This window comes from Marinobacter sp. PE14 (assembly GCF_053566155.1).
On sequence record NZ_JBQXNY010000001.1, the window covers coordinates 534519 to 557394 of the forward strand.

A 22876-nucleotide genomic window follows, 5' to 3' on the forward strand; every position below is an offset into this window, starting at 1 on the left:
GCAGCTGGTTCTGTTGTTACTTGGCGGTTGGCATCACAAATTCCGCACCGGCATCAATGGAATCGGACCAGCGCTGCATGATGGATTTCTGGCGCGTGTAGAATTTTACGCCCTCTTCGCCGTAGGCGTGGGTGTCGCCAAACATCGAGCGCTTCCAGCCACCAAAGCCGTGCCAGGCCATGGGTACGGGAATGGGTACGTTAATCCCGACCATGCCGACCTGGATTCGGCGGCCAAATTCCCGGGCCACGCTGCCGCTCTCGGTGAAGCAGCTGACACCGTTGCCGAATTCGTGGTCGTTGATCAGGCGAATCGCCGTGGCGATATCGGGTACCCGGACACAGGCCAGAACCGGTCCGAAGATTTCTTCACGATAGATCGTCATATCGGGCGTGACATGATCAAACAGTGAACCGCCCATCCAGAAACCATCGGCGCAGCCATCGCCGGTGTTCGATGCATCGAACTCCCGACCATCGACGACCAGCTCGGCACCTTCCGCCACACCCTTGTCAATGTAGCCGGTAATGCGCTGGTGTGCGGCGGCGGTAACAATCGGGCCCATCTCGGCATCCAGTTGTTCGCCGTTCTTCACTTTCAGGCTTCGGGCCCGCTCGGCCAGCCTTGGCATGATCTTGTCTGCAACATCCCCGACAAGCACCGCCACACTGATGGCCATGCAGCGCTCGCCGGCACTGCCGTAGGCGGCACCGATCAGGGCATCGACCGCTTTGTCGAGATCGGCGTCCGGCATTACCACCATGTGGTTCTTGGCCCCGCCAAGGGCCTGAATGCGCTTGCCGTGTTTGGCGCCTTTCTCGTAGAGCAGGTTGGCAATCGGGGTGGACCCGACAAAACTCAGGGCCTGGACGTCCGGGTGCTCGATCAGCGCGTTCACCGCTTCCTTGTCGCCCTGAATCACGTTAAACACGCCATCCGGCAGGCCGGCCTGTTTGAGCAGGTCGGCAATCATCAGGGAAGCGCTCGGGTCCAGAGGGCTGGGCTTAAGGACAAAGGTGTTGCCTGCCGCGATGGCTACCGGAAACATCCACATGGGCACCATCGCCGGGAAGTTGAACGGGGTAACGCCAGCGACTACGCCCAGGGGCTGGCGGGTGGTCCAGTTATCGATACCCGTGCTCACCTGCTCGGTGTAATCGCCTTTCAGCAGCTGGGGAATGCCGCAGGCGAACTCGACGATGTCGATGCCCCGGGCTACTTCGCCCTGGGCGTCCGTGAATACCTTGCCATGCTCCGCGGTGATGGCGCGGGCCAGGTCATCCTTGTGGGTGTTCAACAGTTCCAGAAACTTGAACATGACCCTGGCCCGGCGAATGGGCGGTGTGTCTGCCCAGGCGGGGAATGCAGCATCGGCGGCGGCAACAGCAGCGTCTACGTCCTCACGGCCGGCCAGCGCTACGCGGCCTGTGACCTGTCCGGTGGCAGGATTGAACACCTCCTGAGACTGGCTGGATGTGCCGAGAGATATTTCGCCATTGATATAATGCTGGATGGTTGCGTTGGTCATGGATGCCTCTGTTCTATCTCGTTTGAGCGCTTAAAGTGGCGGAAATGCGTTCTGCCATGCGCCACGGAGGAGCGTTGTATAGTAACTGATCATACAGGTTAGGCGTGGCAAAGAGGCAAAGCAATTGAGATTTTCAAAAGCCAGATATAAGGTAATCTTATATCGAGAACCTGAAACGAGACGCTTATGTACCCCCTTCAGAGCCTTCGGGCGTTCGTTACTGTCGCCCGTGAGGGCAGTGTAAGCCGCGCTGCCACTCGCCTCCATCTGACTCAGCCCGCCGTCAGCCTCAAGCTCAAGCAACTGCAGGACGAACTGGAACTAAAACTGTTCCTGCGTAAGCCCCAGGGTCTGGTGTTGACCCCCGATGGTCAGGCTCTCTTGCCATCGGCTGAAAAAGCACTCGCCGCCATGGCGGCGTTTGAGCAGAGCGCCCGGGCATTGCATAACACCCTTCGAGGGCGGCTGCGGATTGGCACCATCGTGGATCCGGAATTTATCCGTCTCGGGGCGTTTCTCCACCGCCTGGTGGAACGGGCGCCACAACTGGAAACCGAACTGCGTCAGGGTATGAGTGGCAGCGTGTTGGAACAGGTCAGGGATGGCCGCCTCGATGTCGGTTTTTTTCTGGCGCCGCCCGGCGTCGGGCCGGGTGCACTGGCGCCGGATGTGGTTCACCGTGAGCTAACCCGGTTTCACTACTATGTGGTTGCGCCGGCGGGTTGGGGGTCGAGGCTTCGGTCCGCCCAGTGGTCCGACTTGGCCACCATGCCCTGGATTGTGACTCCAGAAGACTCCGTTCACCACCGGCTGCTCAAAGGCACTCTGGAGCCCCTTGGGTTAATGCCCCGGGGGGTAGCCGAGGTCGATCAGGAGGCCTGTATGCTGGACCTGGTTCGGGCCGGTGTGGGTTTGAGCCTCGCACGGGATGCGCTTGCCATGGCTGAGCGGCAGGAAACCGGCCTGGAAATTGTCGATGGTGTGCAGTTGCCTTGCGCGCTCAGCTTCATATGGCGCGGCGACCGCCAGGACGAGCCCCTGATTGCAGAGGCGCTGGAAGCCCTGGCGGGCGTCTGGGCTGTTAGCCCAACGTAGCATCCAGGAACATCATCACGGCGAAACCGCCCATCAGGCAGAAGGTGGACATGATTTTCCACTGCCGGTGGTGAGTTTCCGGGATGATTTCGTTGCTGATGATGAACAGCATGGCGCCTGCTGCAAAGCCAAGGGTCCAGGGCATCAGAGGCTCGGCCAGCCATACCAGGGTGGCACCGAACAGGCCGCCCAGAGGCTCGGCGAGGCCGGTCATCAGGGCGATGCCGAAGGCTTTGAGCCGGGAATAGTTGATGGCAAGCAGTGAAAACGCCACGGCCAGTCCTTCCGGGATGTTCTGAAGCCCGATGCCTGTGGCCAGCACGTAACCGTTATTCACATCTCCGCCCGCAAAACCGACGCCGACAGCCATTCCCTCGGGAAAGTTGTGAAGCGTGATGGCAACAATGAACAGCCATATGCCGCGAATATAGGAGGCGTCGGATCCCTCACGGCCCAGTTCGAAATGCTGGTGCGGCAGTTTCTGATGCACAAAGTAGAGCGCAGCGGCACCGGAGAGCAGCCCGAAGATAACAATCAGCGCGGAGGTCCAGGTTTCGCCAGTAATCTGTTCGCCGTACTCGAGACCAGGTAGCAACAGAGAAAAAAACGAAGCCGCCAACATCACGCCCGCGGCTGAAGCCAGCATACCGTCCTGCAGTTTATGGGTGAGGGTACGGACAAGAAACACACCCAGGGCGCCCACGCCACTGGCAAGGCCCGCCAGCAGGCTGGCAATGGTTCCCAGCCAGACAATACTGATGTCAGAAGTCATTCAGTCTCCCGTTGGCTTGTGATGTCAGCATAGCAGCTTGAAGTAGCTACGCCGGAGGCCCCGCTGTGGGTTCCTCCGGCTGCATTTCTTGGGAGAGCAAGGAGATCAGGCGGCGTTCTGCTTGCGCCAGGCCAGCTCGTTGGAAATGGTGGCCTTCGGTTGCAGCATCGCGAAATCGATGTCTGCAATCTCTTTGCCGTCCTTGAGGCGCTGCACAAAGTCCGGGTTTGCGAGCGCCTTCTTGCCCACCGCAAGCAGTGTGTCCGGGAACTGGTTGGCCACATCCTGGCAGTTGGTTTCATCAATGTTGCCATTGAGGATAAGACCGATCCCTTCAACGCTGGCGGCCACGCCAGCCAGACTTTCATTGCTTGCCGCAAGATGCTTGCGGTTAACGTCACCGTCGGTTGTGTGGACGAAATCAGCACCGGCATCGCGCACGGCTTCTACAATCTGACGGAATCCGGGTTCGCCTTCGGGCAGTTGATAGTCCGGGTCAGTCACTGTGCCCTGGGACAGGCGAATGCCTACGGTGAAGTCCTCGCCGACGGCCCCGCGAACCGCCCGGACCACTTCAACCACCAGGCGCAGCCGGTTTTCCAGTGCTCCGCCATATTCATCGTCGCGGCAGTTAAAGTAGGTGCTCAGGAACTGATTCAACAGATAGCCGTTGGCACCGTGAATCTCAATACCGTCAAAACCTGCGGCTTTCGCATTGGCGGCGGACTGTGCGAAACCATCAACAGCCGCCTGAATGTCGGCCTTGGTCATGGCGCTGGGGGTTTGCCACTCAGTCTGGTCACCGTAGAAACCGAGGGGGGCGCCTTTGGGTGGGACTTCGCTGGGCCCCTGGGGCTGATCGGTGAAACGATTGGCCTGGAACTGCGCGCCGGCATGCATCAACTGAACGAAGATTTTGCTGCCTGCCGCGTGCACCCGATCAACAATGGTCTTCCAGCCATCTATCTGGGCTTCGTTGATGATGCCGGGCTGATTGGCATAGCCCTGGCTTGCCTTGTCATCGGTATAGGTGCCCTCGGTAATCACCAGACCAAAGCCGCCCCTGGCGTAGCCTTCGTAATGGTCTGCCATCAAGGCATTCGGGGTGCCGTCTGGCTCCGCACTGGTGCGTGTCATTGGTGCGAGGGCGAATCGATTAGGTACCTCGATGGTGTTGAATTTGATGGATTGCATCACGTCGCTCATAGATACCCTTTCATGTTGTTGAATTTAACGGGTGTACTATCGGGGCGCAGCGCCTTCTCTAAAAGCGAAGAATATCGACACAGCCTGTCAGTATTTTTGAACGATTATTCTGAAGCGCCGGTCTTCGTGTCGGAATGGCCAAGAGAGCGTTCCGGTGCAACCTGGTCGCGAACCAATTGCTTGAGTCTGGTAATTTCCGGGAAGCCGCCGTCTTGCTTGCGGGACCAGACCCGCTTGTCATTGACCCATACCTCGAAAATGCCGCCATTGCCGGGGTGCAGGCTCAATTCACTGATCTCGCTTTCGAAGGTTGTCAGCAGCTCTTGTGCCATCCAGGCCGAGCGCAGAAGCCAGCGGCAACCGGTGCAATAGTGAATATCGATTTTGTTGGTCATGAAGAATCAGTCCGTGTCGTAGGTGGGATAGACCGAGCGCGACAGAGTGGGCTCGCAGCCGACAACACCACGGGCCTGTTTATGGGCGTGGAGATACCAGCGTAGGCCGGCTTTTGCGAACGTGTTTTTGCTCACGGCAAAGTCTACGTTTTCCATGGTTGCCGGAATAGGTGAGCCGTCTGCGTGGCGATAAACGCAGCTCACTCCGATGGTCAGCGCGGTGGTTGCCGGTAGCTCAACAAATCCGTCTTCTCTGACATCCGGCTCCTCGCCGTTGATAGCGATGACCTTGAGACAGGGGCCGTAATGCACCTTCTCAAGATCATCCAGGTATTCGTTGAGACAATGACTGGCGCTGACGAAGACAGTGTCTGCGTCAATCCCGTCCTGGGAGGGAGGCAGCGACTGGCATCCCTGGAGTAACAGTATCCCGAAAACCACGAGCAGGGTCTGTTTCATGATATCCCCTCAACTGATGCGCGTATCCTGTTTCAGAGCTTGTCCTGTGCCGGGCTCGAGCCGGCTACCGGTGTATTGTAGCGCGTATCCCCGTCGGCGGTTCCCCGGAGCTGATCGATCAGGCGGGCATCGCGGTTGTATAAATCATTGCGGAACTGCAGCCTTCCCTCGTTATCCACCCAGGAGGTCCAGTACTGGATATGCACCGGCACCGGCTCCGGTAGCACGACAGTCTGGGGTTCTGCCCCGGAAACCACCCGGTCAATCTTTTCCCGGGACCAGTCGGGCGCCGACGCCAGAAGCCGCTCTGCAAGGTCAAAGGGTTGCTCAACCCGGATACAGCCAGAGCTGAATGATCGCTCGGCCCGGGAGAACAGGCCGCGACCCGGCGTGTCGTGCAGGTAAACATCGTACTGGTTCGGAAACATGAACTTGATCTGCCCCAGGGCATTCTGGGGGCCGGGTTCCTGCACCAACTGGTACGGGAAGTTGTTCCGATTCAGTGATGGCCAGTCAACGTCCAGCGGCTCCACTCTTTCCCGGTCAGCGCCCCAGCCACGGTAAACGCTGATATTGAGTCGGGAGAGATAGTCCGGATCGCGGCGAATCCGGGGCAGTTGATCCTGAATCATCAGCGTTCGCGGTACGGTCCAGGTGGGATTGAACACCAGATACCGGATGCGATCGCTGAACACCGGCGTTTGGCGAAAAGGCTGGCCGACGATCACTCGTTTGCGCAGTACTTCTTTGCCGTTTTCCACCAGCTTCAGTTCAAATCCGGCAATATTGACCAAGACATAGGTGTCGCCAAGGGATTCCGGCAGCCACCGCCATCGTTCGAGTGTGGCGTCAATGTGGCGCAGGCGTTCCACCGGAATCAGGTTCAGCGCTGTCAGGGTTTCCTTCCCGATAAGGCCATCGGGTTCAAGCCCATGTCGGGCCTGGAAGCGCATGACTGCAGATTCAAGCTCCGCGTCGTAGTCACGCGGATCTGTGACCGTTGCCGGTATCTCTGCAAGCTCTCCCAACAGAGAGAGTCGTCGGCGGACCTCATTCAGTCGCTCATCCCTGTCGCCGGGGCGAATGGTCGGGCGCAAGACCAGAGGTAACCAGGGCTGGCCCAGCAGTCTGGTCAGGTCCTGCCTTGCATTCATCAACTTCCGGTAAGCGGGATCTGCCGGCCGCAGCGAATCCAGCGTGCCGGTGATATCCGAGCGCTGCAGCGCATCCTTCAGAACGGATTCCATCTGGCGCTGACGCCTGTTGGCGGTCCATTCGGCGTGAACCGTCTGCGGGTTGACCTTGCCGACCAGCATGTGTGAGCTGAGCATCAAAAAAGCGTCAGAGAACAGCAGGTCCAGATCGGCCCTCAGGTCTTCAGAGAAATCGCTCATGGGTCTGAGTGCGAGCCCCGAGAGAATATCCGCGTGATAGTCAGCCGGGTTCAGACCGTCATGACTGGCTTGTTCAACCGAATCAATCAACTGCCGACGAAGCTCAGCCGATTTCCATGCTGGCTGGTATCCGTTGGCCCCATAAAAGGCTGACAGTGCCTTGTGGGCCATTAACCGGCTTCCGAGCACCTGCACGGGGAAGCCGGCCTCCATGGCCTCAATCCTGGCAACAATGGCTTCATCTGCTGCCAGGCAAACGGGTTGCCAGAGGGCGCCAAACAGGGCAACCAATGTTGTGGCGAGGGAAAAACGTCTGATTCCATGCATGGGTGTTCTCCACCTCATCCCTGAGAGGCGTTAATCACGGTGGTAAGGTAGCAATAGTCTGATGCTACCACAGCGGCATTTGTTCCCCACCTGGCCGCCGGAAAAGATCGTCCCGCAACGGTTCTTCTGCATGGAGGTTCAGTCCCAAACGCCGTGCTTTTTTGGTGAAACGCTGGCGAATCAGGTCCGAGTAGGGACCCGTGCCCGTCATTCTGCGGCCGAAAGTGGCGTCATAACTCTTGCCGCCCCTGAGGTCGCGCATTCGGTTCATCACATGCTCGGCCCTTTGCGGGAAGTGCCGCTGCAGCCAGTCCTGGAACAACTCGTCCAGTTCATGGGGTAACCGCAGCATAATCCAGCTGGCACGGGTGGCGCCCGCCTCTGCAGCGGCTTCCAGAATCGACTCGATTTCGTGATCGTTGATAAAGGGGATTACCGGCCCGAGAATGATACCGGTCGGAATGCCGGCCTCCGAGAGCTGCCTGATCATCTTGAGGCGGGTTGCCGGAGCCGCTGTCCTGGGCTCCATGCGTCGTTTCAGATCGTTGCTCAAACTGGTGAGGCTGATGCGCACGGAGCAGAGCCCATCAGAAGCCATTTCGCCCAGCAGATCAAGGTCCCTGAGAATAAGAGCGCCCTTGGTAATGATGGACACCGGGTGGCGATACTCGGCCAGAACTTCCAGGACCTGGCGGGTAATTCTCTGGTCCCGTTCAAGTGGCTGGTAGGCATCCGTATTGACGCCCAGGGCGATGGGCGACACCCGGTAGCCGGGCCTATCGAGCTCTTCTCTCAGGCGGGCGGCGGCGTTGGGTTTGGCGATCAGCCGGGTTTCGAAATCCAGCCCTGGTGACATATCCCAATAGGCGTGGGTAGGGCGGGCGAAACAGTAAATGCAGGCGTGCTCACAGCCACGGTATGGATTGATCGACTGGTCGAACGGCACGTCCGGTGACGTATTTCGACTGATTATGGATTTTGCGGTCTCAAGGACGACTTCCGTAGCGAGCGTATCAGGGTTCAGGTCGTCTTCTGGATCGTGATACCAGTCATGGTCTGTCTGCCGGTCAGTGACAATGGGCTGGAATCGGTTGTGGGGATTCAGGGCGGTGGCGCGAGTTTTCATGGGCATGCTCGACACTGTTTAAATGTACAGTATCGAGCATGCTAACGCCTGGAACCCAACCGTGCAACCTGTCCCGGGCACATTGTTACAGACGGAAGCCCTGTGAGGCCTGGGTCAGGGTGGTTACCTGGGATGACAGTCGTCCGATGTGGGCGTTGAGCTTCTGGCGGATATCCGAGGTTTCCCGGGTGTGCCCGTGAATCTGTTCCACTTTCTGGGCGATTTCCTCGGTGGTCGTTGATATCCCCTCAACAGAGGACACCACCTGATTCATGTCGCCAGCCAGTTGTTGTATCGAGCCGGTGATCTGTTCGATCGAGTGCGCGGCCTCTCTCGAGCTTTCCTCTCCTTCACCTGCGGAAGTCAGGCCTTCTTTCATCAGTCTGGAAATGGCCTGGGTTTCACGGTTAAGCGATTCCACGATCTCAGCAATCCCGTTGGTTGCCGATACGGTCTTCTCTGCGAGGGACCGAACCTCGTCGGCAACAACCGAGAAACCGCGTCCGGCATCACCGGCTCTTGCCGCCTCAATCGCAGCATTCAATGCCAGCAGGTTGGTCTGTTCAGCCAGGCCGTTGATTACGCCAACGATGGAGTTGACCTTCTCGCCGGTTTTGCTCAGCTGGCTGACCTGATCGTGGGTTTTCTGGATTCTTTCGGCCAGTTCGGTCATGGTTTTTGCGCTTTGCCTGACCACCTCGGCACCGGAATGGGCGGCGCCGTTTGCGCTTTGAACAGCGTCATTGACCGACTGGGTGTACTGGGCAATATCCACCGCCGTGTGGGAGATTTCCTGAACCGCAGTGGCGGTTTGCTCGGTCTCGTCTTCAACCTGCTCGCCGTTTCTGCCCATCTGTTCTACCAAAGCGTCCAGTTCAACCTGAAGCGATGACAGCGTGCGGTTACCCTCGACAACCTGCCCGATAACGTCCGAGACATCGTCCAGCATCTTGTTTGCCGCCTCGCCCAGGCGATTGAATTCATCATTCGGATTCCTGCCCGGCTCAAGGCGCTGACTGAGGTCACCACCGGCAACCCGGGTGAGCAGGTTTACCGTCTCATTGAGTCGTTTCACCAGGGTTCTGGAGGCGGTCGTCAGGGTCAGGATAAGGATGATGACCACCGCAGCAGCGGTTGCAATGATCAGCCAGGTCGAGGCGGCGCGGGCCTCTTCGGCCTGCTGGCTGGTTGCCACAATAATATCCTGGCGGAGCAGGGTATTCTGCTCGGCAATCAGGTCGCGAATACGGGTGCCGGTGGCAGACAGCCGGTTCTCTATGGCAGACAGATCGGCGATCAGCGATTCGGCATCGGAAAAGGCAGTGGCGAACGCCTGGACGGCCTGGCCGATGTCGATTTCCTGCCAGTCCATCTCGGTGACGGTGGCCTGCATCCGCGCCAAGGCCTCGCGGGTTGACTGGGCATAAGTCGTGTCGAAGGTCGACAGGTAGTCGCGGTAGGTGGACGCGATGGTGTTGATGTCGTCGTTAAAGATGGAAATGCTGATTTGCCGCAGTCTTTCGTTAATGGCTTCGGACATTGTTGCTCTCAAACCGCTGGACGGAGTGAGGCCCAGCTGTTGATTCAGGGCCAGCCATTCGGTGCGAAGTCGGGTATACTCCGCAACCTGTTCCTGGATTTGTTGTGCTGTGGTCTTTATCGCGTCACCCGGCAGGGTTCCGGCGGATTCACTGAGCGCCGATGACTGGGCCGCGAGCGACGCCAGTCTCTCCCGATAGCTCTCAACCTGGTTCGGTTCCAGATTTTCACTCGTTCTCTCGAGTGCCAGCCAGTCGTTCAGCAGGGTCAGGGACGCGGATTCGTAGGCTCTTGCCTCACTTCGGGCCTCATAAGCGTCAGATACCTTGCCGAGCCCGCTCAGGGAGGCCAGAGTGGCAATCGCCAGACCGATCAGCGTGGCAACAATCAACAGCAGGAACTTCTGTTTCCATGACAGGGCCATTCACATCCTCCGGACGATGTTGTTTTTCTTCGCAACTAACTGAGCTTAGACCAGTTCCGGATAAACGACGGCCCTTTTGACGACAACCGGGAATCCATGTTTGATCTCGCGATTTACCAGTATCTGCTGATTGCCCTGATTTTCGTCTGGAGTGGTTTTGTCCGCTCCGGGCTGGGATTCGGTGGTGCCGTTCTGTCCCTGCCATTTCTGTTGCTGGTTCTTGATCAACCGCTAGTCTTTCTGCCGATCATTGCGGTCCACCTTCTGGTGTTTTCATCCCTGACAATATGGATGAACAATCGCACCAGGGCCGGCGCGCAACGTGAGGCGGGCTCGGGCACTGTCGACTGGCAATACCTGTGGCGGATCCTCGCCATCATGATTGTGCCCAAGCTGATTGGTGTATTCGGGTTGATCACCATGCCCAGCGACATCCTGAGCGCCATTATTTTCGTTATCGTGGCGCTTTATTCCGTTTCCTACATCATCAACCGACCGTTTCGCAGTGGCAGCAAAACGGTCGACGCGATATTCCTCATGGTGGGCGGGTACATCAGTGGCACTTCCCTGATCGGTGCGCCCCTGATCATTGCCGTGGCAGCCCAGCACCTGCCCAAAGAAAAACTGCGGGATACCTTGTTCGCGCTCTGGTTCATTCTGGTGCTGATCAAGATGGCCGCTTTTGTCTGGGCCGGCGTCGATCTGCAACTTATCCATCACCTATGGCTGCTACCATGCGCAGCTGTGGGCCACGTCATCGGGCTCTACGCCCATGACCGTATTCTCCAAGCGGAGACTCCAGTGTTCTTCCGTCTGCTGGGGACGGTGCTGCTGCTGGTGAGCAGCGTCGGGATTGTCAGCGTGCTCTGGTAGCCGCCAGGGCGCGAGGCTCAGCCTGCGCGCCCGAATACCCGTTCAAAGAAACCGGTCACCCTCACGTCTGGTATCGGCAGGCTGTCGACCTCTTCCATGGCCCGTCGCCAGAACTTCTCGGGTTCATCCAGATGCGCAACTTTTGCGCGCTCGTCCGGACTGTAGTGGTTGTGCTCCCCGGCCATGCCCTCAGCCATCAGTTCCTGGGTCCAGAGGTAGATTGCAGCCCGAACGGTCCTGAGGAGCCGGCAATAAACGTCTCGACTCAGGTTGATGGCAAGCTCGGCGGTCAGGTTTATCTGCTTCTGCAGCACGGCCATCTCATCCTTTTCCAGCAACACCCGATTGCCGTTGCCCTTCTTGCAGTTAACACAGGTTTTCTCCAGACCCTTCACGCCCTCGAGCAGATCCATGTAGCCGAATTCCTCCTTCTGTTGGTCGTCTACCGGAGCGGGAATCCACCCGTACTGGGGCGATTTGGCAACGATGTGGCCGTGCAACTGTCTACGATAGGGCGGTGCGGCAGCAACGTCCTGGTACCCGTCAAATTCGGTGCGCAGCCAGGCGGCCATTTTCCGGTGGCGAAGCATCATGGCCAGGGTAATGGCAGAGGGCATGATCTCCTCGAGCAGGTCTGCGGAGTCCCGCGTGCGCTCGTCGAGGTGGTTTACGGATGTCGACATTTCTCCTCCTCGGCAACGGGTTTCCCGGTTCTTCGCCCCGTTGTCCGTTTGTTGTTTTTGGCATTCGGTGGTTGTATCTGTCATTGCCGGTGACTAAAAAGTAGACAGATAATCTCAAGCGCGCCGTTGTAAAAAAGTTACTGCTTTGTAACGGGCGGTAAGCAGCCAGACCAGGGGAAGGAAGAGAGCAATGAATCAGGACAATGGCTTTGAGTTTCAAAGAGCGTCCATGGTGGATTTTCAGCTCCGTGCACGCGGAATCGAGTCGCCTATTGTGCTTGAGGCCATGGGCCGGGTGCCGCGTGAACACTTCATTCCCGAGCGCATGAAGGACTGCGCCTACGATGATGGTCCCCTTCCGATAGGAGCGGGGCAGACCATTTCACAGCCTTACATCGTGGCGCTGATGACGGAAGCACTGGATCTGGAGGGTGGAGAAAGGGTTCTGGATATAGGGACAGGCTCGGGTTACGCGGCCGCAGTTCTGGGCTGTATTGCAAGCGAAGTGTTCAGCATCGAACGGGTTCAGGAGCTGGCTGATCGTGCAGCCCGAACGCTGGCCGCCGAGGGCTTTGACAATGTTCAGGTTCGCTGTGGCGACGGCACGATGGGTTGGCCCGAGCGCCAGCCTTTCGATGGCATCATCGTGGCTGCCGGTGCGCCAGCGGTGCCGGAATCATTGAAGCATCAGCTGGCGGTTGGCGGGCACCTTGTCATACCGGTGGGGTCGGAGCATTCGGTCCAGTCGCTGGTGCGCATTACCCGGCTGACGGAGGACGAATTCCGGACCGAGGACCTGGGCGCGGTCCGGTTCGTTCCCCTGCTCGGTGAACAGGGGTGGTCGTGACCGCGAGTCTTGTCACGCAGACTCAGCTGCCCGCGTTCGTGCTCTCAAAGATCTTGTCGGCCGATGCCGCTACGAAGCCCGAGTAAAGCTGGCCATCCGGTTTCGGATAACGCAGGGCGAACTCGTAGAAACAACTGGGTATGGTCACGGTCTCATCGGAAAAGGTAACCGGCACCCGATCGGCCATGGTTGACGACTGCTCCAGCAAGTCTTCCGGGGAGCCTTTTACTTCACCGCCGGATGAATTCACCGTATAGCCATGATCTTTCAGCAACTGATTGATTTCCGGAACCGAACCGAACTGTTCCAGATGGTTGATGCTGACCGTGAAATGGTTTGCGCGGTAGCCCCAGGCGGCCATCCAGGCGGCGTACTCGCTTTCCTTCATCAGCTGGCGGTAGGCGTCGTAGTCGATCTCCCAATGGCGTCCCGAATAGAGAAAATCATCGGCAGTAACCGCCTCTGGCTTTACCTGGCCGACAAGACTTTTCACCACCGATTGCAGCTCTTGTGAGCATTGCTCTACAAGCAGCTCGGAAATAAACACCTTGGGCAGTTCCCGGGAGGGGTGCTCATAGTGGCGGGCATAAAGCTTTTTGGCCTGGAAGTGGTATTCGCCACCTTCTTCGTAGCCGAGGCTGAGAAAGTGCTCTGCCAGAGAGTCCAGCCGAACAGGGTCCAGGTTGAAGGTGCGAAGCGCAATATGGTCATTGACGATGGCCTGCCCCTCTTCGGCGCCCAGGATCTTATGTATGCGATCGGCCGAAGGGGTTACCTGGCGGTAGGACTCCCAGAGCCTCGCAAACAGGGTGTCCGGATCAGTATGCATAGCGAATCTCCTCAGTAACCGGTTTTTGGCAGGGCTGTTGACGCCCCTCTGACTCTTCCCTGGACTTTCTCAGTGGCAGGTAGCAGGCCACGCTATATCCGCCAAGATTCAGTTCGTTCGCCAGTTGCTCTGGCACTGACAGGCTATTGGCATCGGGGCTCGAGAAGACCTGCTCGGTTACCGTAGCCCTGAATTCTGAACAGCCGGCATTGGCAACTATAGCGGATCCAGTGGTGTTTCCATCAAAATTCCAGGAACTCCGGTTGCCTTTTTGGAGCCTTGTGCGGGTCAGAAGGGTATCGCGCACGCTGGCGATGTCGGATCTGGCACACTCCAGTGTTGGCCCGCCATCCAGAAGATCCACGAAGCCCCGGTGACGAAAACCTTCGTGCTCCAGCATGTGCCGGGCAGGGCGCGTATCTTCATGGACCTGGCCGATAACCGCCCTGGCTGCATCGGTCATCTGCCGGGTAAATAATGGCGTGGCGGGGATAAAGCGTTCAACAAAGCCGCTCTGGCCACAGCAGGCCAGCTGTGTCGCCGACATGAAATCAAGATCCGCCACCTGGTGTTTGAGCCAGTCCCAGAAAGGGGATTGGCCGGCATGGTCGGAAACGCCGCGCATTTCTGCAATAACGGTATCCGCAAAACGCTCGGGGTGCAGAGCCATGAACAGAAAGCGAACCCGGGACAGGAGCTTGCCCGCATTGGCCCGGCGAAATCCGGGCCGAAGATACAGCGAGCAAACCTCGGTGCAACCGGTGTAATACTGGCATCGGGTAAGGCTTTCCTCAGCTTGACGTTTCCGGGGATCTTCCTCGTGATGGATAACCGCGTTACGGCGGAAATGCACGAGCGGACGGGATACGCCAGCAGCAGCTTCAATGCCGGTGGTCCCCATAATCTGGCCGGTCGCACTGTCCTCAAGCACGAAAAGATAATGCTCATCGCCGGGAGTGGTCACGGTCCGCGCAAAGCTCTCGACCGAATGATCGATTTTTCTGCTCAGGGCATCGCGATCCGGCATCAGTGAGGTGAAGCCGGGGCCGGATTCCATTGCGATCTGCATCAGGGCATCAAGATCTTCGGGGGTAATCGGTCGAATTATCATGGCGATCTTCCTGGGCATTGTTTTGGGCCCAGTATGAAAGCCGTCAGCGCCAGAATGCAGCTGCAAAATGATCGAAATGATCTATAATTTATGCAAAATGTAAAAGAGATTTGGCAGTATGATTAATTCACAGGATCAGAAATTGCTAATGCTGCTGCGGCAGAATGCCCGTGCCAGTGTCACCGAACTCGCCAAAGCCATGCATGTGTCACGGTCGACGGTGCAGAACCGTATAGCGCGGCTGGAGGCCAGCGGTGTCATCCGGGGTTACTCGGTGCAGTTGGGGGGTGAGTTTTCGGCAAGCCAGGTGGAGGCTCACGTATCGATCAAGGTGTTCCAGAAGCTGACCGGCAGAACCAATGCCGCCCTGGAGCAAATCAGCCAGGTATCGCAGCTGTTTTCCGTCAGTGGGGAGTACGACCTTATTGCCATTGTTCAGGCCCAGTCCCTGGAGGAACTGAGCGCGGTGCTGGATGACATCGGCAATCTTGAGGGAGTTGAGAGAACCAACTCTGCCGTTGTCCTCGAAACCCGGTTTCGCCGTTAAAACGGTTTTCCGGGGTCAGCTGCCCAGCATGCCCGCATAGGCGCTATAGAAAAAGGCACCGGAACCCAGAAGAATGATGCCCCAGGCCGGGAAAATCAAAAACGAACGTTTTGGTTTGCTCATGGCTACATCCAATTTGCTCGAAAAGGAAGGTGTACAACCTTCACACTAGCTCAAACTTGACAGATGTTACGAAAAATTTTGAGTAACAGTTCTCGGGCGAGGATTAATTTGCCAATGGCGCGGGCACTAATTGCTATTGAGCAGGTCTGAAATGACGCTAGTATGAATCGCAATGGCATGACCTAAACACGAAGGACAATAACAAAAAGGAGCCGTTTATGGCGGTAGACCCCCGGAAGCAGACCTCACTCCATTGCCTCTATTACTGGGCAGAGGAAACCCCTGACAACGTTTACCTTACTCAGCCTTACCCGGATGGCCGGGTTGAAGATATTACCTGGAGAGAAGCCGCCGATCAGGTATCACGCATGGCGGCTTACCTGGACAGCCTGAAGCTTCCGGAACCCAGCAATATCAGTATCCTCGGCAAAAACAGCGCGCACTGGATACTGGCCGATCTGGCGATCTGGGCTGCAGGCCATGTTTCGGTACCACTTTATCCCACGCTCAACGGAGATACTGCCGCCTACGTTCTCGAGCACAGTGAGGCAAAGCTCCTGTTCCTCGGAAAACTGGATGGTACCGCGGACGGCTGGAACGACATCAAGAACCACATTCCGGCAGACTTGCCGCTCATTTCCCTGCCCCTGTCGCCACGGGATGATACGCCCAAGTGGTCGGAGATTGTGGCCGAACAGTCGCCAGCGCAGCCCAAGCTGCCGGATCCGGATAACCTGGCCACGATTGTCTATACCTCCGGCAGCACAGGCCGCCCCAAGGGCGTCATGCACAGCTTCCGGACCATGATTTCAGTAGCTGATGGCCTGCAGCAGTTGTTCCCGGTTTCGTCTGACGAGCGAATGCTCTCTTACCTGCCACTGGCTCACGTGGCTGAGCGGGCCGCCGTTGAAACGCAGTCCCTCTACTATGGGTTCCATCTCTATTTTGCGAATTCCCTGGACACCTTCCAGGAGGACCTGCAGCGGGCAAGGCCGACGCTGTTTTTCTCGGTCCCGCGCCTTTGGATGAAGTTCTATCTTGGTGTAAACGCCAAACTGCCGCCAAAAAAGCAGAAGCTGCTCTTCAGTCTCCCCATTATCAGTGGCCTGGTGAAGAAGAAGGTCTTGAAACAGCTCGGGCTGGATTATTGCCGGGCAGCCCTGACCGGCGCGGCGCCGCTGTCAGCGGACATCGTTAACTGGTATCGCAACCTTGGGCTGGAGCTGCTGGAAGTGTACGGGATGTCGGAAAACTTCGGCTATTCCCACGCCAACCGACCAGGCCAGGCTCGCGCCGGTTCGGTAGGTATGGCGAATCCGGGGGTCGAGCACCGCATCGGAGAGGGCGGCGAAGTCCAGGTGAAAAGCCCGGGCCAGATGCTGGGTTACTACAAGAATGAGGAGAAAACCAAAGAGGACCTCACCGAGGATGGTTTCCTGAAAACCGGAGATATGGGCGAGATCGATCGGGACGGCACCCTCCGGATCACAGGCCGGGTAAAGGATCTGTTCAAAACGTCCAAAGGCAAATACGTGGTGCCGGTGCCCATCGAAAACCGCTTTAATCATCCCAAGGCCGAAGTGGTCTGTGTAGCCGGTGCCAACCAGCCGCAGCCTTGCCTGATGGTCCTGCTGTCGGAAGAGGCCAGGGATGAACTGGAAACCGGAGTGGATCGCGGTGAGCTGGAGCAGGAACTTGCTGCGGAACTGGAGGCGGTGAACGCGGAGTGCGAGTCCCACGAGAAGGTCGCTTTTGTTGTGGTGGTTCGGGAGCCCTGGACCATGGAAAACGGCATGCTGACGCCGACCATGAAGATCAAGCGGAATGTGATAGAAGATTTCTACAACCAGAAGATGGACGACTGGTTCAGCCAGAAGAAGAAAGTCGTTTGGGAGTTCTGATCCGCTAACGTAAAACGCCGGTGGTTCCCTGGGAGCCACCGGCGTTTTCAAATCCTTGTGTTCTTTCTGTTCTCAGCCTGAGCGATCTCCGCGCTCATGCCAGATTCGGCTGCCGGTTTAGTGGCCGCCCTGCATCTGGCTCATGTCCGGAGCAACGTTTGCTGCTTTCCGGTTGAAGCTCCGCATCTTGCGACTGAAAAACTGTACCGCCTGCTTTGCCGCAGCACGGGTATACTGGCGCCTGACCTCAGCACTGTTGTGGAGGATACTGGACGGCAGCGAGTTTACGGTTGCGATATGGTTCTGAGTCATAGCGCCTTCCTCCTTTTTAACGGGTGTATTGATTTTGGTAGGTAGATTAGTTAGGGATCTACCTTTAATGTAGAAACAATTTTAAGGGTTCTTATTTGCAGTTTGAATACGTTAAAATCCGTACTCACGTTGCAAATATGCAGTAACTATGGATTGGGATTATCTTCGATATATAAGGGCTCTGGCAATAGGCGGAACGCTTGCCAAGGCCGGCGAATTACTGGGTGTGCACCAAACCACAGTTTTACGGCGACTCGACCAGATGGAAGAGTCGATGGGTGTACATTTTTTTGAACGCAGTCGGGATGGACTGCAGCTCACCCCCGTGGGGGAGACCGCGTTCCGGGAGGCGGATCGGCTGGCCATCGAGATGGAAAATCTCGAGCGCAAACTGGTCGGGCAGGATTCTGCGCCGGTGGGTAAAGTCAGGCTGGCGGCGGAAGACGCAATGATGAGCGCACTGCTCAGCCCGATCCTCGCCGAGCTGGTTCGGGAGTTCCCGGATATTGAGCTGGAAACGCTTACTGACAACGATGTCGCGAACCTCAGCCATCGGGAAGCGGATCTGACCTTGCGGCCCGAGAACAAGCCGCAGGCAACTCTGGAAGGCGAGCGAATCGCCTCCATCGAATCCGCCGTTTACGGGTCGGCCCGCTACTGTCGGCGGCATCGCGAAATGGACGTGGAAAACCGTCCGGAAGGTTGCGTCTGGATCATACCTGATGAAACCTTCAGCCATCTGGCGACGGGCCGGTGGTACAGAAAGCAGTTGAAGAACGTTACCTCTTTCATTCGCTGCAACAGCCTGCAATCCATGCACGCGCTGGCGAAAGCCGGTGCCGGCCTGGCGGTTTTGCCCTGCTACCTGGGTGAGAGCACTCGTGAACTCCGCCGCCTGTCGGACCCGCTGGAGGGTGAGAGCGTGGATCTCTGGCTGCATGTGAACCAGGATACCCAGCAAATGGCCCGGGTCCGTATCGTTATGGAGTATCTGGTGGAACGCCTGCAGTCACTGGAGCCTCAGATGGAGATTTCTTCCGCTTTCTGACGAGCGTCAGCCGCAGAAAGGCCAGAACTGATACCAGCGCCAACACTGGAATTCCTGAGCGCAGGTTTGGAGCTGGTTGTCGTATCGGAAGGCCCGGGTCTGTACCCGGGCGGCCAGATCCATGACGTCAGGCTTCTTTTCGAAACTTCTGCGGGCATATCCGCCCCGGCCCTCATGGTAGGCAAGGTAGAGCTTACGGGGGGCCGAGAAGGGAATGCCAAGCTGCCGGTGGCTTAGCTGGTTGTACCAGCCGACGAAATCCAGCGCGTATTCCATATCGGTGCGCACGGTAAACCAGCCTTCGCCGTTGGCCTGCAGGTATTCCCGCCAGGCCGGGTCCAGGGCCTGGGCATAACCGAATGCCGTTGTGGGCCTGGTCCAGGGAATAAAGCCCCAGAGCAGGGTGCGTGGCGGACGGGCATGGCTGCGGAATGAAGACTCGTAATAGACAAACGCCATCTGGGTGGCGATGGGTGTGCCCCAGCGTTGCCTGGATTCGTTGGCGTAGTCGTACCAGACTGGGTGTTCCCGGAAGATTTCGCAGACGTCCTCGGGGTTTGCCGGGGGATCCGGTGCCAGCAGACTGAAGCGAAGCGTCGCCCAGAGGCCCATCAGCAACCCCAGCATCGGAAGCCCATACCATCTCGCCCGGCTTTTCCAGGTATCCAGAGCCGATCGCCGACTTTGGGTCTTCCGGGGACGTTTCTTTCGCATTCCTACCAAACCGTCATCTCCGAGGCCCAGGGATTGCTTGCTGCATGCATCGGACCCATGGCATAAGGGAATCAATGATTCATCCGGGATGATAGGTAAATGACGCGATTTCCCATAATTAAACCTCTTTTAATCACAGCCCTTCTTGTTACCGGCACTGCCCAGGCAGCGCCGGATGCCCGCCAGGTCCTGGAAGTATCGCCTGTTGACGATATCGTGGCCCGTTACCCCGCCATGATGAGCCAGGGAATCCGGGAAGGGCTCAAGCAGAATGGTCAGCTTCCTCCGATGGTGGCCAATACCATCGGGAACATCGTGAGCAGCGGTTTCAACTCCGTGGATATCGAGCAGCAGATCATTAACGATCTGCAAGCCAAACTCACGGATTCGCAGCTCCAGGCAGTCCATGACTGGTACGAAACCCCTGTGGCCAGAAAGATTTCCTCGGCCGAGATTGCAGCTTCGGAACCCTCGGCCTGGCCGAAGATCCAGGCCAGTGCCGCGGAATTGAACAGCCGGTACAAGGGTACGCGCAAAGCGGAAATGTTCGATCGGTTTGATCGGGCTGCGCGGGCTACAGAGAGCGCGGTGGATACAACGATCGCAGTGCAGCTGGGCCTGGCAACGGCAATGGCGGCGTTCAGCAGTGATTCGGCCAATTACGAACAGTTGCGTCAGCGCATCGAAAGCCAGCGCAGCATGCTCAGGGGCGTGGTTGGGCAGCAGGTTTACGACAGCTATCTGTATACCTACCAGAACATCGGTGCCCAGGAGATGGATCTCTACCTGGAGTTCCTGGAGAGCTCTGCCGGCGCGGCTTTCTCGAAGGTTGTGACCAACAGCATCCAGCAGGCGATCACAGAGCCGGTGGAGAGCATCGGCAAGCAGATGTCCCGGTTTCTCAGTCCGGAATCACCAGGCGGTCAGTGAATCCCTTCCGTTGCCGTTCTGCGCAAATGTGATGCTCGAATAATTCCTTGCTCGGGGTTTGTGCAAAGCCAGAATAGGGTCCAATCTCCCTAGTATATGCGAGTGAGGAGTGTCGTTATGGATTTCAATGCCTATCAGAAAGCCTTGTCCTCACAACTGAGGGGGCTGGAGTGTCCGTTTCCGGAGCAGGAGTTCGACGATCGTCTTGCTCGTGTCCGGGATGGGATGGCCCGGGAGGATTTTGGCGCCCTGCTGTTGACCGATCCTTCGGATATTTTCTACCTGACCGGTTATAGCACCTTTGAAGTATCCGTTCACGTGGCCCTGGTGGTTACCCAGGAGGACCTGCTTTTGCAGGTGCCGTCCATCGAAATGGGGCCTGCGATGATGACAACCCGGGTCGCCCGGGTCAGCGGATACCGGTGGGAAGGCATCGGCGAGGTATTGGAACCACTGGTTCAGGCCCTGAACGACGGCGTGGAGACCGTGGGTATTGATGCCTGGCATGGCTCTCTGCGCCAGGGCGTGCTGGAAGGCCTGCAAGCTCGGATGCCCGGAGTAAGATTTCTGAACAACGGCGGTCTGTTGAAGCAGATCCGGATCGTAAAGTCCGATGCCGAAATCCGGTGCCTGCGTGAAAGCGCCCGGATAACAGCCGAAGGTTTCAGGGCGGCCGTGGCCGCGGTCCAGCCGGGTGTCACCGACAATGACATTGCCGCCGAAGGCGCCAGGGCGCTGCTGGCGACCGGCAGTGAATTCATGAGCATGCAGCCAATTGTTGTTACCGGTCGGCGCAGCAGCGTGATCCACTGCAATCACAAACGTACGGTGGTGCAGAAAGGCGATCCTGTTTTTCTGGAATTCGGGTCGGCCTGGAACCGCTATACGGCACCCATGATGCAGACCGTGGTTGCTGGTGGCGAGCCGTCGGCTGAAATGCGTCGGGTCCATGATGGCTGCCGTCGGATTGTGGACACCCTGCTGACGTCGATCCGCCCGGGGGTTACTTTCGACCAGGCCGCACAGAACGCCGAGAAGGCGCTCCAGCCGCTGGCAGGCAAGGTGTTTTTCTCCGGTGTATTTGGCTATACGGTAGGCGCCCAGTTCCCGCCGTCCTGGGTGGAGGGTTCGGGCTTTATCGCCAGGGGTGGCAATGTGGAGTTTCGCCCGGGCATGGTTTTCCACCTGCCCATCTGTTTGCGCATCCCGGGGCAATGGGGCATTGGGTGTAGCGAAACGATTCTTGTCACTGAAGGCGGGGCCGAACCGATGACCGACAATCCCTGGACGCTCGTTTAATTCAGTCTCAGATCCAACAGGTAAACAGTACGTGGCTCGGGCAGGCGAACCGCAAAAAGTCCCATTCTTCTGATTTGAGACATGTCCATGGTCCGGCCATCGGGAGCGCTTTCGATGTCGGTCAGTTTCCGGGTGAAGGTATGAAAGCCCGGGCCCAGGGTCAGGCGGGTGTTGTAGCGGTCGTTGTAGGCATGGTCGCTGCGGTCATGGGCCACGTCATTGATTCGAAGCGTCAGCGCCAGGGTAGCGGTTGAGGGATTGAACAGGGTAATGCTCAGTTTTTCGTAACCGCGCCAATCCGCCGGGAGATTGTTGAGCGAGACCCCCGAGTAGGTTTCAGTACCCAGATCAAGTTTCAGGCTCTGCGCATTATTCAGCGAGTGATCGGCAGAGACCGTGAGCCTGCCAGTCCAGAACGCGCCGGGATCCTGATGGCTGAAATCGTATAGCAGGGGGAGTTGTTGGTGTACCTGCCACTGTCGGGCAGCCACCATGCCGGTAGCCCCCAGCTCAAAACACAATAGCAGCGTAACGGATGCAGCCATCAAGCCCTTGCTGAAAGAGGTTCGCCGCTCTGATGTAAGAAATGGGTGCCACGCGATAACCAGCCAACTGCCAATCAGGTTGCGCAGCAGGTCCCTCCCATCCATGTCGCGATTGTGTCCGCCCTGGATCAACTCGATACCAATTCCGAGCACCAGCAAGACGACGGTAACCGCAAGCCAGAGACGCCAGCCGCCTAGCCACTGCCAGGGTCTGACCGCCAGAGTAAGTAGTGCAAACAGAAGGATGTGGCCAAGGTTCCAGGCCGATTTGAGGAGTGGCCCGGAGGCCCAGTCAGGCCCGCCGACAAACAGGAAAGGCGCGATGAGCAGAGAAGCGGCACCGGCCAGCAGCGGTAGTCGCCGGCCGGTGGTTTGCATTCCCGGTATGAAACCAGGAGTCATCAGCTGCGGCTGGTCACTTCCAGCAGGTGATAGCCGAACTGGGTCTTGACCGGACCGATAACGGTGTTCACTTCACCGTTGAAAACCGCCTTGTCGAACTCGGGAACCATTTGGCCCGGGCCAAAGGAGCCAAGGTCTCCGCCGTTGCGACCGGAGGGGCAGGAGGAGTGCTGCTTTGCCACTTCGGCAAAGTCCTGTCCGCCTTCAATCGCCTTTTTCAGTTCTTCGCATTTCGCTTCGCTGTCTACCAGAATGTGGCGCGCTGTAGCCTGTGCCATGATCAATGTCCTTGTGTCGGATGAATGTATACATCAGAACCGGAATGCTGCCCGCAGAGCTCGTCAGAGGCAAGCCCTTTTTATCCGTGTTTCTGCGGCCTCACAGTCCACCCGGCAAACCTGTACAATGCCGGCTTTCTTTTCGCCGGCGTTCGCCCGGCCCCACATC

At 57.8% G+C, this 22876-nt stretch carries 23 protein-coding genes; 8 read left to right on the plus strand and 15 right to left on the minus strand.

The window, feature by feature from the left end; translation table 11 throughout:
• Positions 1-16 precede the first annotated feature (16 nt).
• Positions 17-1528 (minus strand): CoA-acylating methylmalonate-semialdehyde dehydrogenase, encoded by a 1512-nt coding sequence (locus ACWJ62_RS02620; protein ID WP_449284802.1) that lies wholly within the window; start codon positions 1526-1528, stop codon positions 17-19.
• Between the two features lie 186 nt (positions 1529-1714).
• Between ACWJ62_RS02620 and ACWJ62_RS02625 the strand changes: the two genes are divergently transcribed.
• The gene (locus tag ACWJ62_RS02625; protein ID WP_449284803.1) at positions 1715-2623 is read left to right on the plus strand and encodes a LysR family transcriptional regulator; all 909 of its coding nucleotides are present in this window, start codon (positions 1715-1717) and stop codon (positions 2621-2623) included.
• On the opposite strand, the gene ACWJ62_RS02630 is transcribed toward ACWJ62_RS02625, so the two are convergent.
• From ACWJ62_RS02630 to ACWJ62_RS02660, 7 genes are all read right to left on the minus strand, one after another.
• Entirely contained in the window at positions 2610-3395 is a 786-nt protein-coding gene (locus ACWJ62_RS02630; protein WP_449284804.1) for a ZIP family metal transporter, read from the minus strand. The genes ACWJ62_RS02625 and ACWJ62_RS02630 overlap by 14 nt on opposite strands.
• A 105-nt stretch (positions 3396-3500) precedes the next feature.
• Positions 3501-4601 carry an oxidoreductase gene (locus ACWJ62_RS02635; protein WP_449284805.1) on the minus strand — a complete coding sequence of 367 codons (1101 nt, stop codon included), beginning with the start codon at positions 4599-4601 and terminating at the stop codon, positions 3501-3503.
• A 104-nt stretch (positions 4602-4705) separates the two neighbouring features.
• A complete protein-coding gene (locus ACWJ62_RS02640) occupies positions 4706-4996 on the minus strand; it encodes a SelT/SelW/SelH family protein (protein ID WP_449284806.1) in 291 nt (96 codons plus the stop codon).
• Positions 4997-5002: 6 nt separating this feature from the next.
• Positions 5003-5455, minus strand: coding sequence for a hypothetical protein (locus ACWJ62_RS02645; RefSeq protein ID WP_449284807.1), 453 nt, complete (start codon positions 5453-5455; stop codon positions 5003-5005).
• Positions 5456-5487: 32 nt separating this feature from the next.
• Positions 5488-7176: a L,D-transpeptidase family protein gene (locus ACWJ62_RS02650; RefSeq protein WP_449284808.1), complete on the minus strand. Its 1689-nt coding sequence runs from the start codon at positions 7174-7176 to the stop codon at positions 5488-5490.
• Positions 7177-7240: 64 nt separating this feature from the next.
• Positions 7241-8302, minus strand: coding sequence for a PA0069 family radical SAM protein (locus tag ACWJ62_RS02655; protein WP_449285340.1), 1062 nt, complete (start codon positions 8300-8302; stop codon positions 7241-7243).
• A gap of 85 nt (positions 8303-8387) precedes the next feature.
• On the minus strand, positions 8388-10265 hold the full coding sequence (locus ACWJ62_RS02660; protein ID WP_449284809.1) for a methyl-accepting chemotaxis protein: 1878 nt from the start codon (positions 10263-10265) through the stop codon (positions 8388-8390).
• A gap of 96 nt (positions 10266-10361) precedes the next feature.
• Between ACWJ62_RS02660 and ACWJ62_RS02665 the strand changes: the two genes are divergently transcribed.
• Entirely contained in the window at positions 10362-11138 is a 777-nt protein-coding gene (locus tag ACWJ62_RS02665) for a TSUP family transporter (protein WP_449284810.1), read from the plus strand.
• 17 nt (positions 11139-11155) lie between these two features.
• On the opposite strand, the gene ACWJ62_RS02670 is transcribed toward ACWJ62_RS02665, so the two are convergent.
• Positions 11156-11821: an AbiTii domain-containing protein gene (locus tag ACWJ62_RS02670; RefSeq protein WP_449284811.1), complete on the minus strand. Its 666-nt coding sequence runs from the start codon at positions 11819-11821 to the stop codon at positions 11156-11158.
• 190 nt (positions 11822-12011) lie between these two features.
• On the opposite strand from ACWJ62_RS02670, the gene ACWJ62_RS02675 reads away from it, so the two are divergent.
• Positions 12012-12668: a protein-L-isoaspartate(D-aspartate) O-methyltransferase gene (locus tag ACWJ62_RS02675; protein WP_449284812.1), complete on the plus strand. Its 657-nt coding sequence runs from the start codon at positions 12012-12014 to the stop codon at positions 12666-12668.
• Between the two features lie 22 nt (positions 12669-12690).
• Here ACWJ62_RS02675 and ACWJ62_RS02680 read toward each other — a convergent pair whose 3' ends face one another.
• Positions 12691-13497 carry a 2-oxoadipate dioxygenase/decarboxylase family protein gene (locus ACWJ62_RS02680; RefSeq protein ID WP_449284813.1) on the minus strand — a complete coding sequence of 269 codons (807 nt, stop codon included), beginning with the start codon at positions 13495-13497 and terminating at the stop codon, positions 12691-12693.
• Positions 13487-14608 (minus strand): arginine N-succinyltransferase, encoded by a 1122-nt coding sequence (locus tag ACWJ62_RS02685; RefSeq protein WP_449284814.1) that lies wholly within the window; start codon positions 14606-14608, stop codon positions 13487-13489. Before ACWJ62_RS02685 ends, ACWJ62_RS02680 begins: the two co-directional genes overlap by 11 nt.
• A 118-nt stretch (positions 14609-14726) precedes the next feature.
• On the opposite strand from ACWJ62_RS02685, the gene ACWJ62_RS02690 reads away from it, so the two are divergent.
• Positions 14727-15155: an Lrp/AsnC family transcriptional regulator gene (locus ACWJ62_RS02690; RefSeq protein ID WP_449284815.1), complete on the plus strand. Its 429-nt coding sequence runs from the start codon at positions 14727-14729 to the stop codon at positions 15153-15155.
• Between the two features lie 341 nt (positions 15156-15496).
• Positions 15497-17179 carry an AMP-binding protein gene (locus ACWJ62_RS02695; protein WP_449284816.1) on the plus strand — a complete coding sequence of 561 codons (1683 nt, stop codon included), beginning with the start codon at positions 15497-15499 and terminating at the stop codon, positions 17177-17179.
• Between the two features lie 117 nt (positions 17180-17296).
• Here the strand turns inward: ACWJ62_RS02695 and ACWJ62_RS02700 are convergent, their stop codons facing one another.
• Complete coding sequence (locus ACWJ62_RS02700) at positions 17297-17491, minus strand: hypothetical protein (RefSeq protein ID WP_449284817.1); 195 nt, start codon at positions 17489-17491, stop codon at positions 17297-17299.
• Between the two features lie 148 nt (positions 17492-17639).
• Here ACWJ62_RS02700 and ACWJ62_RS02705 point away from each other — a divergent pair, with 148 nt between their 5' ends.
• Positions 17640-18539, plus strand: a complete 900-nt coding sequence (locus ACWJ62_RS02705; protein ID WP_449284818.1) for a LysR family transcriptional regulator — start codon at positions 17640-17642, stop codon at positions 18537-18539.
• Between the two features lie 6 nt (positions 18540-18545).
• On the opposite strand, the gene ACWJ62_RS02710 is transcribed toward ACWJ62_RS02705, so the two are convergent.
• Positions 18546-19253 carry a transglycosylase SLT domain-containing protein gene (locus ACWJ62_RS02710; protein ID WP_449284819.1) on the minus strand — a complete coding sequence of 236 codons (708 nt, stop codon included), beginning with the start codon at positions 19251-19253 and terminating at the stop codon, positions 18546-18548.
• Between the two features lie 99 nt (positions 19254-19352).
• On the opposite strand from ACWJ62_RS02710, the gene ACWJ62_RS02715 reads away from it, so the two are divergent.
• Positions 19353-20183: a DUF2059 domain-containing protein gene (locus ACWJ62_RS02715; RefSeq protein WP_449284820.1), complete on the plus strand. Its 831-nt coding sequence runs from the start codon at positions 19353-19355 to the stop codon at positions 20181-20183.
• 117 nt (positions 20184-20300) lie between these two features.
• Positions 20301-21482 (plus strand): M24 family metallopeptidase, encoded by a 1182-nt coding sequence (locus ACWJ62_RS02720; RefSeq protein ID WP_449284821.1) that lies wholly within the window; start codon positions 20301-20303, stop codon positions 21480-21482.
• Here ACWJ62_RS02720 and ACWJ62_RS02725 read toward each other — a convergent pair.
• Together ACWJ62_RS02725 and ACWJ62_RS02730 are read right to left on the minus strand one after the other, a co-directional pair.
• Positions 21479-22405, minus strand: coding sequence for a succinyl-CoA synthetase subunit beta (locus ACWJ62_RS02725; protein WP_449284822.1), 927 nt, complete (start codon positions 22403-22405; stop codon positions 21479-21481). The two genes, ACWJ62_RS02720 and ACWJ62_RS02725, sit on opposite strands and share 4 nt — an antisense overlap.
• A 23-nt stretch (positions 22406-22428) precedes the next feature.
• A complete protein-coding gene (locus ACWJ62_RS02730) occupies positions 22429-22707 on the minus strand; it encodes a peptidylprolyl isomerase (protein WP_088556638.1) in 279 nt (92 codons plus the stop codon).
• Positions 22708-22876 lie beyond the last annotated feature (169 nt).

What these genes read in the sequence shown, in the direction of transcription:
- ACWJ62_RS02620 (WP_449284802.1), bottom strand. Translation starts at nt 1,528, where the DNA reads ATGACCAACGCAACCATCCAGCATTATATCAATGGCGAAATATCTCTC.
- ACWJ62_RS02625 (WP_449284803.1), top strand. Translation starts at nt 1,715, where the DNA reads ATGTACCCCCTTCAGAGCCTTCGGGCGTTCGTTACTGTCGCCCGTGAG.
- ACWJ62_RS02630 (WP_449284804.1), bottom strand. Translation starts at nt 3,395, where the DNA reads ATGACTTCTGACATCAGTATTGTCTGGCTGGGAACCATTGCCAGCCTG.
- ACWJ62_RS02635 (WP_449284805.1), bottom strand. Translation starts at nt 4,601, where the DNA reads ATGAGCGACGTGATGCAATCCATCAAATTCAACACCATCGAGGTACCT.
- ACWJ62_RS02640 (WP_449284806.1), bottom strand. Translation starts at nt 4,996, where the DNA reads ATGACCAACAAAATCGATATTCACTATTGCACCGGTTGCCGCTGGCTT.
- ACWJ62_RS02645 (WP_449284807.1), bottom strand. Translation starts at nt 5,455, where the DNA reads ATGAAACAGACCCTGCTCGTGGTTTTCGGGATACTGTTACTCCAGGGA.
- ACWJ62_RS02650 (WP_449284808.1), bottom strand. Translation starts at nt 7,176, where the DNA reads ATGCATGGAATCAGACGTTTTTCCCTCGCCACAACATTGGTTGCCCTG.
- ACWJ62_RS02655 (WP_449285340.1), bottom strand. Translation starts at nt 8,302, where the DNA reads ATGAAAACTCGCGCCACCGCCCTGAATCCCCACAACCGATTCCAGCCC.
- ACWJ62_RS02660 (WP_449284809.1), bottom strand. Translation starts at nt 10,265, where the DNA reads ATGGCCCTGTCATGGAAACAGAAGTTCCTGCTGTTGATTGTTGCCACG.
- ACWJ62_RS02665 (WP_449284810.1), top strand. Translation starts at nt 10,362, where the DNA reads ATGTTTGATCTCGCGATTTACCAGTATCTGCTGATTGCCCTGATTTTC.
- ACWJ62_RS02670 (WP_449284811.1), bottom strand. Translation starts at nt 11,821, where the DNA reads ATGTCGACATCCGTAAACCACCTCGACGAGCGCACGCGGGACTCCGCA.
- ACWJ62_RS02675 (WP_449284812.1), top strand. Translation starts at nt 12,012, where the DNA reads ATGAATCAGGACAATGGCTTTGAGTTTCAAAGAGCGTCCATGGTGGAT.
- ACWJ62_RS02680 (WP_449284813.1), bottom strand. Translation starts at nt 13,497, where the DNA reads ATGCATACTGATCCGGACACCCTGTTTGCGAGGCTCTGGGAGTCCTAC.
- ACWJ62_RS02685 (WP_449284814.1), bottom strand. Translation starts at nt 14,608, where the DNA reads ATGATAATTCGACCGATTACCCCCGAAGATCTTGATGCCCTGATGCAG.
- ACWJ62_RS02690 (WP_449284815.1), top strand. Translation starts at nt 14,727, where the DNA reads ATGATTAATTCACAGGATCAGAAATTGCTAATGCTGCTGCGGCAGAAT.
- ACWJ62_RS02695 (WP_449284816.1), top strand. Translation starts at nt 15,497, where the DNA reads ATGGCGGTAGACCCCCGGAAGCAGACCTCACTCCATTGCCTCTATTAC.
- ACWJ62_RS02700 (WP_449284817.1), bottom strand. Translation starts at nt 17,491, where the DNA reads ATGACTCAGAACCATATCGCAACCGTAAACTCGCTGCCGTCCAGTATC.
- ACWJ62_RS02705 (WP_449284818.1), top strand. Translation starts at nt 17,640, where the DNA reads ATGGATTGGGATTATCTTCGATATATAAGGGCTCTGGCAATAGGCGGA.
- ACWJ62_RS02710 (WP_449284819.1), bottom strand. Translation starts at nt 19,253, where the DNA reads ATGCGAAAGAAACGTCCCCGGAAGACCCAAAGTCGGCGATCGGCTCTG.
- ACWJ62_RS02715 (WP_449284820.1), top strand. Translation starts at nt 19,353, where the DNA reads ATGACGCGATTTCCCATAATTAAACCTCTTTTAATCACAGCCCTTCTT.
- ACWJ62_RS02720 (WP_449284821.1), top strand. Translation starts at nt 20,301, where the DNA reads ATGGATTTCAATGCCTATCAGAAAGCCTTGTCCTCACAACTGAGGGGG.
- ACWJ62_RS02725 (WP_449284822.1), bottom strand. Translation starts at nt 22,405, where the DNA reads ATGCAAACCACCGGCCGGCGACTACCGCTGCTGGCCGGTGCCGCTTCT.
- ACWJ62_RS02730 (WP_088556638.1), bottom strand. Translation starts at nt 22,707, where the DNA reads ATGGCACAGGCTACAGCGCGCCACATTCTGGTAGACAGCGAAGCGAAA.